The following is a 14,372-nucleotide window of genomic DNA, read 5'->3' on the forward strand; positions in this document are numbered from 1 at the left end:
AGTCTGTGTGAAGCCGGCAAATAAAGTGTGCTACGCCAGCGGCAGGCACAGGCGCGCGCAGGCGCCGCCCTGCGGATGATTGAGCACCTCGACCGTGCCGCCATGCAGGGAAGCGACCTCGCGCACAAAGGGCAGGCCCAGGCCCGTGCTCTTGCCGGCGGTCGGGCGCGGCAAGGAATAAAAGCGCTCGAATACGCGTTCCAGCGCATACGCGGGGATGCCTGCACCCCGGTCGCGCACGGCAATTTCCACGTGCGCGCCCTGGCGATCCGCCGTCAGGTCGATGCAGCTGCCGGGCGGCGCAAAGCCGGCCGCATTATCGAGCAGATTGCCCAGCGCCTGACGCAGCAGCAGGGCGTCGCCCGCCACGTTCGCCTCGCCGGCCTGCACTTGCAGGCGCACGCCGCGCGCCGCCAGGGTGGCGGCCGCGTCCTGCGCCACTTGCGCCAGCAGCGGGCCCAGCGCGATGCGCTCGGGATTGTCCAGGCGCTGCTGCTTTTCCACGCGCACCAGGGCCAGCAGCTTGTCGATCAGTTGCCGCTGACGCGCATTCTGTTCCAGGATACTGGCGAGGAACTGGCGGCGCTCGGCCGGCGCCATGTCTTCCTGCAGCAGTTCGGCCGAGGCCTGGATGGCGGCGATCGGGCTTTTCAATTCATGCGCCAGGGTGTGCATCAGTTGCTCCACATATTCCTTGCCCTCCAGGCGCGTGCGCATCGCCTCCAAGGCCCGCCCCAGGGTCCCGATCTCGTTCCTGCCCAGCGCCGGCAGCGCCACCTTGCGCCCTGCTTCCACGTCGCCGATATAATGCATCAGCTTGCCCAACGCATGGTGCAACCACCAGGCAAATGCCAGGCCGATCAGCAACGACAGCAGTAACAGGATGGCGCCACGCTGCAATATCTTGCGCTGGCTGCGCTCGACAAAGGCTTGCACGCTGGCGTTCGGCTTGGCCACCGTCAGCACGCCGATCACCTCATTGCCGTCACGAATCGGCGCGGCCACATACATCACCGTCGACATCTCGTCGTCTGGCCGGCTGCGCGTGCTGCGCGCGCCATACTTGCCCTGCAAGGTGAGATACACGTCATTCCAGCGCGAATAGTCGCGCCCCACGTCGCGCCCGCTGGAATCGAACAGCACGATGCCGTGCCGGTCCGTGATGGTGATGCGGTAATCGAGCGTGCGCTTGCGCACGCCATTGATATTGATGTCCACGCCATGGCGCGCGTAATCCTGCATGCGCTCGACCACGGGCGACTGTGCCAGCGTGCCCGCCTTCACGTCGGGCGCCACCAGGCTGGCCAGCAGTTGCGAGGTATCGACCAGCGTGTCTTCCAGGGTCGAGCGCACACCGGGCTTGACCTGCTCCATGAAGACATTCAGCAAGAACCACGCGGCCAGGCCCACGATCAGGAAGTAGCCCAGCAGGATACGCAGGCCGATCTTCATGCGCCGGCCAGGCTGTAGCCGAGGCCACGGTGGGTATGGATGGGGTCGACTTGCGCATCGATGGCACGCAGCTTGGCGCGCAGCGATTTGACGTGCGCGTCGACGGTACGCTCGAGCGTGTCGGGCGCCCCGCTCCACACGCGCTCCATCAGCTGCGCGCGCGACAGCACATGACCGGGATGCTCGAGCAGGTTTTTCAGCAACAGATATTCATAGCGGGTCAGGTCCAGCGGCTGGCCGTGAAACAGCACTTTCGCCTCCAGCGCGCGCAATTCGAAGCGCGCCGGCGCGGTTGCAGCGACAGGCGCGGCTATCGTCATGCCAGTCTCGCGCGGCACCTGAACGGCACCTGCGCGGCGCAGGATGACGCGGATGCGCGCCACCAGTTCGCGCGGCGAAAACGGTTTGGTGACGTAATCATCGGCGCCGATTTCCAGGCCGACGATACGGTCTATCTCATCGCTGCGGGCCGTCAGGAAGATCACCGGCACCTCGGAAAACTGGCGCAGCCGGCGGCACACTTCCAGCCCGCTCATGTCGGGCAAGCCCACGTCGAGCACCACCAAAACGGGCATCTGCGCGGCTTCGCCGGGCGCTGGACGTAGCGCGGCCAGGGCTTGCTCGCCCAACATCACATGGCGCGGCGTAAAGCCGTCCGTGCGCAAAGCATAGGCGATGCTGTCGGCAATCGCCTGTTCATCTTCCACGATCAGGACAGTCTTGGACATGGCGGCGGCAGGCATTAGTGAACAGACCCGGAGTATCCCTGAAGCACGCAAGCGGCGTCAATCGCGCGCCTTGCGGTGCGCGGGCAAAAAGCCACCCACCCCAAAAAACTTATAGTATATTTATCGCAGCATGACTCCACTGATACACCGTGTCCTACACCCGTCCGAGGAGACTATGAAGAACCATACCATCAGCCTGCTATGCGCTGTCAGCCTGCTGGCCGCCTGCGCGGCGCCAGCGACGCTCACCACTTCCAACGCACAACACGACGCCTGCAACGCGGCCGAGCTCAAAGGCCAGTTTGGCGAAGCGGAACTGGCTTGCGTACAGGCGCTGCGCAGCGCCGAGCAGGCCGGGGCCAGCGCGGATATCCTCTCGCAGCGCCAGTACAACCTGGGCCGCATCAAGCGCTTGCAGGGCAAGAATGCCGAAGCGGAGCAGTTGTACCGGCAAGCCCTGACCACGGAAGAAGCGGCGCAGCCACGCAGCGATGCGCGCATCGGCCGCCGCATGGTGGAGCTGGCGTCGGCGCTGGCGGCGCAAGGCAAGTGGCAGGAAGGCACGGGATACCTGGAGAAAGTGCTGCCGCTGCTGCCGAAGCTGTCGCCCGCCTCGCGCACGTTTTCGGCGGAAGTGCTGCGCCAGTACGCCAGGCAGCTGCAAGGCGGTCCGCAGGCGGCAATCGGCAATCGCTTCGACGCGGTGGCGGCCAGCTTGTAACAAGAGACTCCCGTGGCCCGGCCTACGGCTGGGCGACGTGGATGCTGGCCTTGATGTGCTTGAGGTGGGCCACGATGGTGAACGTCATCACCACCAGCAGCGACCATGAACTCCATTTGCTGACATGCACGACCGACCAGGCGCCAAGCTGGTTCGGATAGCGCCACACGCCCCAGAAGGTGCTGATGTTTTCAGCCAGCCAGATAAAGAAGCCGACCAGCACGAAACCGAGCAGCAAGGGCATGCTGCGGTCGCGGTCGAGCGGACGGAACACCACGGTGGTGCGCGCGTACAAACCCAGCGCGCAGGCGGCCAGATACCAGCGATAGTCGCCGATGTAGTGATGGGTGAAGAAGTTGGCGTAGATCAGCAGCGCGATCAGCACCGCCATCCAGTACGGCGGATGGTGGCGAATCCGCATGTCGAGCAGGCGCCAGGTCTGGATGATGTAGCTGCCGACGGCCGCGTACATGAAGCCGGAAAACAGGGGAACGCCGAACACCTTGCTGTAGGCGAAATCGGGATAGCTCCACGACTGGATCGTCCCCGATACCTTGAACACCTCCAGCGCGAAGCCGACCGCATGAAACAGGCAAATGGCTTTCAACTCATCCCACGTTTCCAGTCCGCTCCACAGCATCGCGCCCTGGATCGCCAGCGCCGCCAGCAGCAGCACGTCATAGCGCGGCAGGCCGAACAGGCCGACGCGCGGCACCAGGAACACGGTAGCAAAAAACAACCCCACGAACAGGCAGGACCTCGCCTCCTTGATGCCGAAATACAGGAATTCGGTCAGGAAGCGCGGCCAGCCGCGCAAGCGCTGACGGGGAGTCGCATTTAACAGGTGGGTATCGAGGGTATTGAGCATGCAGCAACTTTATCGGCCGCCCGCGGCACTGTAAAGCGATTTTGCACGTGCACGCAGTTGTCGCCAGTGTTGGGCATGCGCCAATGGCAATGGGGCCGGGCGCACTCACGATCGTGAGCAGGCCCGGCCCCATCATCAGGCAGCGGGACACCCCGCCGGCCTGGAACAGCTGTCAACACCTGATGCTACGGTGTTGTCAGCTGCCCTTGAAACTCTTATTGCAGTTTGATTTCAACATCAACACCAGCTGGCAGGTCCAGCTTCATCAGCGCGTCAACGGTTTTGTCCGTTGGGTCAACGATGTCCATCAGGCGTTGGTGCGTACGGATCTCGAACTGATCGCGCGAAGTTTTGTTGACGTGCGGGGAACGCAGCACATCGAAACGTTGAATACGGGTAGGCAGTGGTACTGGGCCTTTGACGACAGCGCCGGTGCGCTTCGCGGTTTCAACGATTTCCAGAGCGGACTGGTCGATCAGTTTGTAATCGAAAGCCTTCAGGCGGATACGGATTTTTTGGTTTGGTGCCGACATGATATTTCCTTAAAAGAACGAACCGCGCGGTCTGCACGGCAATGAGGTCATACGGGAATTTCTGACGCAACAACCGTCAGGGTCGACATGATAGCACCAAAATGCTTGCCAACCCCGGCAGTTGAATAAAAAGAAGGGCGCCGGGCGACGACGCGTCTTCTTTTATGCAGGCTTAAGAATTAAGCCAGGATTTTTGCAACAACACCAGCGCCGACGGTACGGCCGCCTTCGCGGATAGCGAAGCGCAGACCTTCTTCCATCGCGATCGGGTTGATCAGCTTGACGGTGATCGACACGTTATCGCCTGGCATGACCATTTCTTTGTCTGCTGGCAACTCGATCGAACCGGTTACGTCCGTCGTACGGAAGTAGAACTGTGGACGATAGTTGTTGAAGAATGGCGTATGACGGCCGCCTTCATCTTTCGACAGAACATAGATCTCGCCGGTGAAGTGAGCATGCGGCTTGATCGAGCCTGGCTTCGCCAGAACTTGACCACGTTGCACGTCTTCACGCTTGGTGCCGCGCAGCAGCAGACCAACGTTGTCGCCTGCTTGACCTTGGTCCAGCAGTTTGCGGAACATTTCCACGCCGGTGCAAGTCGTTTTGACGGTATCGGTGATGCCGACGATTTCAATCTCTTCGCCGACTTTAACAATGCCGCGCTCGATACGACCGGTCACAACGGTACCGCGACCCGAGATCGAGAACACGTCTTCTACTGGCATCAGGAATGCACCATCAACAGCGCGCTCTGGCGTTGGGATGTAAGCATCCAGCGCATCGGCCAGACGCAGCACTGCGTCAACGCCCATTTCGCCTTCTTTGCCTTCCAGCGCCATACGTGCCGAACCTTTGATGATTGGCAGGTCGTCGCCTGGGAATTCGTACTTCGACAACAGCTCGCGCACTTCCATTTCAACCAGTTCCAGCAGCTCTGCGTCGTCGACCAGGTCGCACTTGTTCAGGAACACGATGATGTATGGAACGCCAACTTGGCGGGCCAGCAGGATGTGTTCGCGGGTCTGTGGCATTGGGCCGTCAGCTGCGGAGCACACCAGGATTGCGCCGTCCATCTGGGCAGCACCGGTAATCATGTTTTTGATGTAATCGGCGTGGCCTGGGCAGTCAACGTGCGCGTAGTGACGCGTTTCCGTTTCGTACTCGACGTGGGCGGTGTTAATCGTAATACCGCGCGCTTTTTCTTCTGGCGCTGCATCGATCTGGTCGTATGCTTTAGCTTCGCCGCCGAATTTCTTCGACAGAACCGTTGCGATTGCAGCGGTCAGCGTGGTTTTACCGTGGTCGACGTGGCCGATGGTGCCGACGTTGACGTGCGGCTTGGTCCGTTCGAATTTACCTTTTGCCATTTTATTCTTCCTTAGAACAATGATTTAAATGTAGGGACCGGCATTCTCGTGAAAGCCGGCCCGGAACTTCTATTACTTAGCTTTCGAGCTTACGATTGCTTCAGTCACATGCTTAGGTGCTTCAGCATAGTGCTTGAATTCCATCGTGTAAGTCGCACGACCTTGGGTCGACGAACGCAACGATGTGGCGTAACCGAACATTTCCGACAGAGGCACTTCGGCCTTGATGATCTTGCCGCCACCGCCAGCAATTTCATCCATACCTTGCACCATGCCGCGACGCGACGACAGATCGCCCATCACGGTACCGGCGTAATCTTCCGGCGTTTCCACTTCCACGGCCATCATCGGCTCCAGGATGACTGGCGATGCTTTGCGGCAGCCATCTTTGAATGCCATCGAAGCGGCCATGCGGAATGCATTTTCGTTCGAGTCAACATCATGGTACGAACCGAAGAACAGCGTGACTTTTACGTCAACGACTGGGTAACCAGCCATCACGCCCGAAGTCAGCGTGTCGCGCACACCTTTTTCAACTGCAGGGATGTATTCGCGAGGAACGGTACCGCCCTTGATCGCGTCAACGAATTCGAAGCCCTTGCCCGGTTCTTGCGGTTCGATCTTCAGAACCACGTGACCGTATTGACCACGACCACCCGATTGCTTGACGAATTTGCCTTCCGACTCTTCGCACACTTTACGGATCGTTTCGCGGTAAGCCACTTGTGGCTTGCCGACGGTCGCTTCAACGTTGAATTCACGCTTCATACGATCGACGATGATGTCCAGATGCAACTCGCCCATACCGGCGATGATGGTCTGGCCCGATTCTTCATCGGTACGCACGCGGAACGATGGATCTTCTGCTGCCAGACGGTTCAGCGCCAGGCCCATTTTTTCCTGGTCGGCCTTGGTTTTTGGCTCGACTGCCTGCGAAATCACCGGCTCAGGGAAGACCATGCGCTCCAGAACTACGCTGGCTTTTTCGTCGCAAAGCGTATCGCCAGTGGTGGTGTCTTTCAGACCCACGACAGCGGCGATGTCGCCAGCGCGCATTTCCTTGATTTCTTCGCGTTCGTTCGCTTGCATCTGCACGATACGGCCGATACGCTCTTTCTTCTGCTTCACGGAGTTCAACACCGAGTCGCCCGAATTCAGGGTACCCGAGTAGCAACGGATGAAGCACAGCTGACCCACGAACGGATCGGTTGCGATCTTGAACGCCAATGCCGAGAATTTCTCATTGTCGTCAGCGGCGCGTTCGACTGGCTGCTCGTCCTCGTCCAGACCTGGGACAGGTGGAATGTCGATTGGCGATGGCAGGTACTCGATGACCGCGTCCAGCATTGCTTGTACGCCCTTGTTTTTAAAGGCGGTACCGCACAACATTGGAACGATTTCGCTGGCGATGGTACGCTGACGCAGAGCAGCCTTGATCTCGGCTTCCGACAGGTCGCCTTCTTCCAGGTACTTGTTCATCAGTTCTTCGGACGCTTCAGCAGCGGCCTCAACCATGTTTTCGCGCCACTTGGCAGCTTCAGCCGCCAGGTTCGCTGGAATTTCGCCGTATTCGAACTTCATGCCTTGCGAAGCGTCGTCCCAGATAACCGCTTTCATCTTGACCAGATCGATAACACCGGTGAAGACGTCTTCAGCGCCGATAGGCATCTGAATAGGTACTGGGTTGGCTTTCAGACGCGAACGCATCTGATCGTAAACCTTGAAGAAGTTGGCGCCGGTACGGTCCATCTTGTTCACGAAGGCCAGACGTGGCACTTTGTACTTGTTAGCCTGACGCCATACCGTTTCCGATTGTGGCTGCACGCCGCCGACTGCACAGTAAACCATGCAGGCGCCATCCAACACGCGCATCGAACGTTCAACTTCAATGGTGAAGTCAACGTGGCCTGGGGTGTCGATGATGTTGATGTGGTGCGCTGGGAAGTTGTTTGCCATGCCTTTCCAGAAGCACGTAACAGCAGCCGAGGTAATCGTGATGCCGCGCTCTTGCTCCTGTGCCATCCAGTCGGTGGTGGCAGCGCCATCATGGACTTCGCCCAGCTTGTGGTTCACGCCGGTGTAGAACAGGACGCGCTCGGTCGTGGTCGTCTTACCTGCATCGATGTGAGCGGAGATACCGATATTACGATAGCGCTCAATGGGGGTCTTGCGGGCCATAATTAATCCTAAATGAATGGACAAAACCGAGCAGCATTTTTTTGCAAAAATGAGCCCGGCCTCGAACAACAGATGCTTGACAGCCGCCTTGCGGTAGCTGGCTTTATATTAGAAGCGGAAATGCGAGAACGCTTTGTTCGCTTCAGCCATACGATGGACTTCGTCGCGTTTTTTCATCGCGCCGCCGCGGCTTTCAGCCGCTTCCATCAGCTCACCGCCGAGGCGTTGTGGCATCGATTTTTCGCTGCGCTTGTTAGCAGCTTCACGCAACCAACGCATGGACAGAGCCATACGACGGACTGGGCGAACTTCGACCGGCACCTGGTAGTTTGCACCACCGACGCGACGGGATTTCACCTCAACCAGCGGCTTGGCGTTGTTGATTGCGGTAGCAAAAACTTCGAGCGGATCTTTGCCCGATTTTGCTGCGATGTGCTCGAAAGCACCGTAGATGATGTTTTCTGCAACCGATTTCTTACCGGACAGCATCAGCACGTTTACAAATTTAGCGACATCAGTGTTGCCGAATTTTGGATCTGGCAAAATTTCGCGCTTGGGTACTTCACGACGACGTGGCATATCAATTCCTTTCAATCTTCAGTTGAGCGCGCGTTCTTCGCACACTCGCGGACGACCATCATAGTCTTCCACTTACTCGACCAGATGCGGTCGACTACATTCACTTAGCTAGTTGCCACTGAGCGAAACTTGGGTTTGCTGCGTACAACTTATTACTTCTTGCCTGCTTTAGCGCGCTTGGTACCGTACTTCGAACGCGATTGCTTACGGTCTTTAACGCCTTGGGTATCCAGGGCACCGCGAACCATGTGGTAACGCACACCCGGCAAATCCTTAACGCGACCGCCGCGCAGCAGCACAACACTATGCTCTTGCAGGTTATGGCCTTCACCGCCAATGTACGAAATGACTTCGAAACCATTGGTCAGACGAACTTTAGCGACTTTACGCAGAGCCGAGTTAGGCTTCTTTGGAGTCGTGGTGTAAACACGTGTGCAGACGCCACGTTTTTGCGGGCTGTTTTCCAGCGCCGGCGATTTGCTCTTCACGGTCAAAGCGACGCGTGGATTGCGAATCAATTGATTGATGGTTGGCATCGTTATAAATCCAACAAAAAACTACGATTAATAACCCGGGCAATATGCCCGGCGACTAAAACCTCGTCCCGCTTTCATCTACTGCGCACCGGAGGCGCCCGCAGCCACTCGATAAGGAGCGGCCATGAAATGCCAAGCAATACGTAAACGATGAGCAGAATAAAATCGAGAACTCGCTAGTTTAGACCTTGTGTTACAGGGGGTCAATCAGTTTACCGCTTTTTGCTATAAAAAAAGGCAAAAAAGCGGCACTTTTGTGGCATTTTGACTAATCTTTGGCCGCGGCGCGCCGACGCCGGCAGCGTGCGGCGCTTGATGATTTGGCATTCTTTCCCTGCGGCCAAGTATCGGACGCGCGCATTCTTGTATGACCGCAAGCCAACAAAAGGATTGATAATAGCGGACATTTTTCGCTGCCCTCCTTTATGCGCTCCTTGCTTCGCCCCGCCAATCTGTTCCTGCTCCTGACGTACGCCTTGCTGACGGCCGTGCCCTTCGTCCCCGCGCTGCTGGGGCGTGCGCTCGAGCATCCCTGGCAGATGCTCACCTTCGAGCTGCTGGCCTGGCTGGCCGTCTGGAGCGTGTTCAAGCGCCCCGCATACTTCCACTGGCTGCTGGTGCCCGCCTTCCTGGCCCTGCCGACGGAAATCTACCTGTTCATCTTCTATGGCCAGGGCATTTCCACGCACCACCTGGGCATCATCTTCGAAACCAGCCCCAAGGAAGCGATGGAATTCCTCGGACAAAAAGTGTGGCTGATGGGCGCCGTCATGCTGGGCGTGATCGCCTGGTGCGCGCTCGGCTGGTTTGCGGCCACGCGCACGCGCGACCTCGACTGGCGCGGCAAGTCGCGCCCGGCCGCCTTCGTGCTGCTGATCCTGCTGGGCGGCTTCTGGTGGTATGGCCACGAATTCGGTTTCGACGCCAAGGTTCTGCATAGCGCTCCCGCATCGGCCAAGGCCAGCAGCAAGGCGGGCGCTTCCGGCTTCGGCGACGCCAGCTCTGCCGACGACGAAACAGCCGAAGAAGACGAGGAAAGCAGCAAGCCGGAGAACGCCAGCATCGCCGGCGCCGATGAAACGGGTCTGGGCTGGCCCAGCCTGCCCCACTGGGCTCGCCTGCCCTACGCCTTCGACACCGTCAGCAATTCCTGGCCCTTCGGCCTGGCCGCGCGCGGCTTCGATTTCTACAAGGAACGCAAGTACCTGGCCGAGCTGGGACAGAAAAGCAGCAGCTTCCGTTTCGGCGCGCACCAGCAACATCCCGATCCCCATCCGGAAGTGGTGGTCATGGTGATCGGCGAATCGTCGCGCTACGACCGCTGGAGCCTGAACGGCTACGAACGCGACACCAATCCCCTGCTGAAACAGGAAAGCAACCTGGTGCCGCTGGCCGACGTCATCACGGCCGTTTCCGCCACGCGCCTGTCCGTGCCCGTCATCATCTCGCGCAAGCCGGCCACGCAAAGCCTCAAGGATGGCTTCTCGGAAAAATCCTTCCTGACTGCCTACAAGGAAGCGGGCTTCAAGACTTACTGGCTATCGAACCAGATTTCGTTCGGCCAGTTCGATACGCCCGTGTCCGTGTTTGCCAAGGAGGCGGACGTGGTGCAATTCCTGAACCTGGGCGGCTTTACCAACAATTCGAACTTCGACCAGATCTTGTTCGACCCGTTCAGGAACGCGCTGGCCGACCCGGCGCCGAAAAAGCTCATCGTGCTGCACACCCTGGGCAGCCACTGGAACTACAGCCAGCGCTATCCCAAGCAATTCGACAAGTGGCAACCGTCGCTGTTCGGCGTCGACAAACCCGTCTACACGGACACGGCCATCAAGCCACAGCTGAACAACAGCTACGACAGTTCCATCCTGTACACGGACTGGTTCCTGTCGAACGTGATCGGCATGCTGAAGGACGATGGCCAGCGCACCGCCCTGCGCAGCTCGCTCGTCTACGTGGCCGATCACGGCCAGACCCTGTACGACGGCACCTGCCGCCTGGCCTTCCACGGCCACAACACGCAGTTCGAATTCCACGTGCCCGCCTTCGTCTGGTATTCGCCGCAATTCCAGCAACACTATCCGGACAAGGTGACGCAGCTGCAGCGCCATCAGAAGGCGCGCCTGTCGACGGAAAACATGTTCCACACCCTGCTCGACCTGGGCGACATCCGCTTTGCCGGCGAACAGCCCGAATGGAGCATCGCCAGCCCCCGCTTCAAGCAGCACAAGCGCTACGTCGACAGCTACGGCTGGACCAACTACGACAACGCCATCATCCGCGGCGATTGCCGCGAAGTGATCGACAAGAGCACGCCGGAAAAGCAGGAAAAGTAGCGCGCGGCCATCAGGCCCGTTCGAGCACGCCGCCGCAATCGGCCGGTTGCGCCATGTGCGTGCTGAGCCAGTCGAAGACGCGCCCGGCCTTGTCCGCGATACCGGCGTCAAAACCGCGCTGCGCCAGCAGGGCGATGCCATTCGTGGCCTGCAGCACGCCAGGCGCCAGCTGCAGCGCGCCGGCGTCATCGCGGCGCACGCACCACGGCGCCAGGCAGTCTTCCAGCAGCGGCCCTAGCACCAGGTTGTGCGACGAGACGATCACCAGGTGGCGCGCGGCCAGGGAATGCAGCACGGCGGCGGCGGCCGCCACCGACTCGAGGTGGTTCGTGCCGCGGAAAATCTCGTCGATCAGGAACAGCGCCGGCGCACCGCCCTCTGCCAGCGCCAGCAATTCGCGCGCGCGCCGCAATTCGGCGATATATAAACTTTCGCCGCCATCGAGCGAGTCTTCATTCTGCATGCTCGCATACACGGCCAGGCGCGGCACATCAGCGCTGTCCGCATGACAGAAGCCAAAGGCCCGCGCGCAGACCAGGTTCAAGCCTATGCAACGCAGCAAGGTGCTCTTGCCGATACCGTTCTGGCCGGAGATGAAGCCCCCCTTGCCTTGCACGCCGAACGACAGCGGCGCGGCGTTCTCCAGCAAGGGATGCAGCATGCCCTGCAAGGCCAGGGCGCGCGGCGCCGCGGTGCCCGCCCAGCAAAACACGGGGGCCGCACGCAGCTGCCGCACCAGCGCAAGGTCCGCTTCCAGCTGGGCTACCTGGGTAAAGCTGTCACGCAGAAAGGGCAGCTGCTGCGCCACCAGCTGGCGCGTGCGGAAGTAGCGCTTGACGTTTTTCAGCAGGAGCCAGTCGCCATACTCGACCAGCAGCGTATCGATGAAGGGCACGTAATGCAGCAGCGAGCGCTCGATGGCGCGCGTCAGCTTGGCCGTTTGCGCGCCGTCGGCCGCCAATGGCAAGGCTGCCGGCACGTCGAGCCGCGCCAGCGCGGCACGGGTTTTCAGCAGGTGGCGCAAGGTATCGAGCGTACGCTCCCATAGCTTGGCGCTTTCGTAAAAACGCACCTGCACGGTCATCAGCGCAACACAGGCGGCCAGCACGCCAAGTAGCGCCGGCCAGCCCACCAGCCAGCTGGCGGCAATGGCCAGCAACAAGGCCAGCGGCACTAGCCATAGCCAGACGCTCCACCAGGGCGCCGATGCCAGCGCCGCACCGAACAGGGTCTCGCTCACTTCCGTCTCGGCCTGACGCAAGGGCAAGCAAGCGCGCTGCAGGCTGGCCGCCTGGGCCGGATCGTCCAGCAATTGCTTAACGCGCGCAATGGAGGCAGGATCGGCCTGACCACCACTCAGGCGCCGGTGCAGCTCCTGCTGGCCGAAGATGCTGGTCTCGCGCGCCAGCTGCGCCGCATACTGGTCGAGCAGCAGCTCGTTCCAGGTCTGGCCATCGAGCGATGGCGCCTCGCCCGTCAACCGCTGCAGCATCGCCACGTCGCTGCGCGCGAAAGGATAATCGAGCGCCGGCGCAAAGGCGCGGGCAGGGAAAAGCTGCTGGAGGAATGGATGCATGGCGCCTGGGGAGGGGTCAAAAAAGGAGTCGCCACAGCAGATGCAGGCGATTGCCAATTTATCAAGTGCAAGCTGCGCGGACGGACATGCTGGACGGCGCGGACACGGCGGACAGCCGGACGCAAAAAATTTTTCCCATTCAAATCAACGACTTAATAACTGGCACGGATCGTGCATTGGAAAAGGCATCCTTCACGAGACCTGACCATGATCCGCGATACCTCCTCCCAAGACGCCGTACTGTCCGCCCCGCCGGGCCAGCGCCACAAGCAACGTGCCCTGCTGCTGCTTGGCGCCGTCGTCGTCATCGGCGCCGCCATCGCTGTCGTTGCCGGCTGGCGCAACAGCGAGCATTCCGTCAACAGCAGCCGCCTGCGCATCGCCGACGTCACGCGCGGCACCCTGATCCGCGACGCGGCCGTCACTGGCCGCGTGGTCGCCTCGATCAGCCCTACCCTGTATTCCACCACGGTGGCCACCGTCACGCTGAAAGCGAAGGCAGGAGACACGGTGAAAAAGGGCGACATCCTGGCCGTGCTGGAGTCGCCTGACCTGTCCGACGCCCTCAAGCGCGAACAATCGAGCGTGCAGCAGCTGGAGGCGGAAGTGGCGCGCCAGCAGATCCTGGCCAAGAAGCAGAAACTGCTGGCGCGCCGTGAAGCCGATACGGCCGAAATCGAGCGCCTTTCCGCACAGCGCACGCTCGAACGCTATGAAAGCGTGGCGCAGGTCGGCATCATCGCCAAGATCGATTACCAGAAGGCCAAGGATGCCTTGAATTCAGCCGATATCCGCAGCAAGCACGCTTCCCAGGCGGCAGGACTGGAAGGCGAAGACGTGACCCTGGCCCTGAAAACAAAAAGCAATGAACTCGAACGCCAGCGCCTGGTACGCGACAACGCCCAGCGCAGGGTCGATGAACTGACCGTGCGCGCGCCCGTCAACGGCTTCATCGGCACCCTGTCGGTGGCCAACCGCAGCGTGGTGCAAGCCAATACGGCGCTGATGACCCTGGTCGACCTGTCGCAGCTGGAAGTCGAGCTCGAGGTGCCTGAAACCTATGTGGCCGACATGGGCCTGGGCATGCGCGCCGAGATCGAAACGGGCGCCATCCGGGCGACCGGCAAGCTGTCGGCGCTGTCGCCCGAAGTGGTGAAGAACCAAGTGCTGGCGCGCGTGCGTTTCGACGGCGAGCAGCCGGCCGGCCTGCGCCAGAACCAGCGCGTGGCGGCGCGCCTGCTGATCGATGAAAAACCGAATGTGCTGATGCTGGCGCGCGGCTCCTTCGTCGAAGCCGAAGGCGGCCGTTTCGCCTACGTCGTGCGCGACGGCGTGGCCATCCGCACGCCGATCAAACTGGGCGCGACCAGCGTGTCGGCAGTGGAAATTCTCGACGGCTTGAAGCTGGGCGACAAGGTGGTGGTCGCCGGCACGGAAAACTTCGCGAACGCAGCACGCGTCTCGCTCAACTGAATTCAACTGAATCTCCTTCATC

Annotated in this window: 13 protein-coding genes; 3 read left to right on the plus strand and 10 right to left on the minus strand. The window is 60.4% G+C overall.

Features of this window, described 5'->3' with window-relative positions; genetic code table 11:
- Positions 1 to 30: 30 nt before the first annotated feature.
- Together creC and creB are read right to left on the minus strand one after the other, a co-directional pair.
- Entirely contained in the window at positions 31 to 1,452 is a 1,422-nt protein-coding gene (gene creC / locus ACQ4WY_RS14495) for a two-component system sensor histidine kinase CreC (protein WP_436504689.1), read from the minus strand.
- A complete protein-coding gene (gene creB / locus ACQ4WY_RS14500) occupies positions 1,449 to 2,180 on the minus strand; it encodes a two-component system response regulator CreB (protein ID WP_353659155.1) in 732 nt (243 codons plus the stop codon). The genes creC and creB overlap by 4 nt, the downstream gene beginning before the upstream one ends.
- A gap of 175 nt (positions 2,181 to 2,355) precedes the next feature.
- On the opposite strand from creB, the gene ACQ4WY_RS14505 reads away from it, so the two are divergent.
- Positions 2,356 to 2,901 (plus strand): tetratricopeptide repeat protein, encoded by a 546-nt coding sequence (locus ACQ4WY_RS14505; protein ID WP_436504690.1) that lies wholly within the window; start codon positions 2,356 to 2,358, stop codon positions 2,899 to 2,901.
- Between the two features lie 22 nt (positions 2,902 to 2,923).
- On the opposite strand, the gene ACQ4WY_RS14510 is transcribed toward ACQ4WY_RS14505, so the two are convergent.
- From ACQ4WY_RS14510 to ACQ4WY_RS14540, 7 genes are all read right to left on the minus strand, one after another.
- Positions 2,924 to 3,769 carry a DUF817 domain-containing protein gene (locus ACQ4WY_RS14510; RefSeq protein WP_436504691.1) on the minus strand — a complete coding sequence of 282 codons (846 nt, stop codon included), beginning with the start codon at positions 3,767 to 3,769 and terminating at the stop codon, positions 2,924 to 2,926.
- Between the two features lie 215 nt (positions 3,770 to 3,984).
- Complete coding sequence (rpsJ, locus tag ACQ4WY_RS14515) at positions 3,985 to 4,302, minus strand: 30S ribosomal protein S10 (protein ID WP_010394389.1); 318 nt, start codon at positions 4,300 to 4,302, stop codon at positions 3,985 to 3,987.
- A 179-nt stretch (positions 4,303 to 4,481) separates the two neighbouring features.
- Positions 4,482 to 5,672 carry an elongation factor Tu gene (gene tuf, locus ACQ4WY_RS14520; protein ID WP_034753125.1) on the minus strand — a complete coding sequence of 397 codons (1,191 nt, stop codon included), beginning with the start codon at positions 5,670 to 5,672 and terminating at the stop codon, positions 4,482 to 4,484.
- A gap of 72 nt (positions 5,673 to 5,744) precedes the next feature.
- Complete coding sequence (gene fusA / locus ACQ4WY_RS14525) at positions 5,745 to 7,850, minus strand: elongation factor G (RefSeq protein WP_101483577.1); 2,106 nt, start codon at positions 7,848 to 7,850, stop codon at positions 5,745 to 5,747.
- Positions 7,851 to 7,958: 108 nt separating this feature from the next.
- Positions 7,959 to 8,429 (minus strand): 30S ribosomal protein S7, encoded by a 471-nt coding sequence (gene rpsG / locus ACQ4WY_RS14530; protein ID WP_010394377.1) that lies wholly within the window; start codon positions 8,427 to 8,429, stop codon positions 7,959 to 7,961.
- Between the two features lie 152 nt (positions 8,430 to 8,581).
- Positions 8,582 to 8,965 carry a 30S ribosomal protein S12 gene (gene rpsL, locus ACQ4WY_RS14535; protein WP_010394376.1) on the minus strand — a complete coding sequence of 128 codons (384 nt, stop codon included), beginning with the start codon at positions 8,963 to 8,965 and terminating at the stop codon, positions 8,582 to 8,584.
- 212 nt (positions 8,966 to 9,177) lie between these two features.
- A complete protein-coding gene (locus ACQ4WY_RS14540; protein ID WP_436504692.1) occupies positions 9,178 to 9,372 on the minus strand; it encodes a hypothetical protein in 195 nt (64 codons plus the stop codon).
- Positions 9,373 to 9,390: 18 nt separating this feature from the next.
- On the opposite strand from ACQ4WY_RS14540, the gene ACQ4WY_RS14545 reads away from it, so the two are divergent.
- Positions 9,391 to 11,301 carry a phosphoethanolamine transferase gene (locus ACQ4WY_RS14545; protein WP_436504693.1) on the plus strand — a complete coding sequence of 637 codons (1,911 nt, stop codon included), beginning with the start codon at positions 9,391 to 9,393 and terminating at the stop codon, positions 11,299 to 11,301.
- A gap of 10 nt (positions 11,302 to 11,311) precedes the next feature.
- Here the strand turns inward: ACQ4WY_RS14545 and ACQ4WY_RS14550 are convergent, their stop codons facing one another.
- Positions 11,312 to 12,877, minus strand: coding sequence for a MutS-related protein (locus ACQ4WY_RS14550; protein WP_436504694.1), 1,566 nt, complete (start codon positions 12,875 to 12,877; stop codon positions 11,312 to 11,314).
- Between the two features lie 207 nt (positions 12,878 to 13,084).
- Here ACQ4WY_RS14550 and ACQ4WY_RS14555 point away from each other — a divergent pair, with 207 nt between their 5' ends.
- Positions 13,085 to 14,350: an efflux RND transporter periplasmic adaptor subunit gene (locus ACQ4WY_RS14555; protein ID WP_436504695.1), complete on the plus strand. Its 1,266-nt coding sequence runs from the start codon at positions 13,085 to 13,087 to the stop codon at positions 14,348 to 14,350.
- Positions 14,351 to 14,372 lie beyond the last annotated feature (22 nt).

Origin of the sequence: Janthinobacterium salmonicoloratum, assembly GCF_051380845.1 — a bacterium.
GTDB lineage: Bacteria > Pseudomonadota > Gammaproteobacteria > Burkholderiales > Burkholderiaceae_D > Janthinobacterium > Janthinobacterium lividum_F.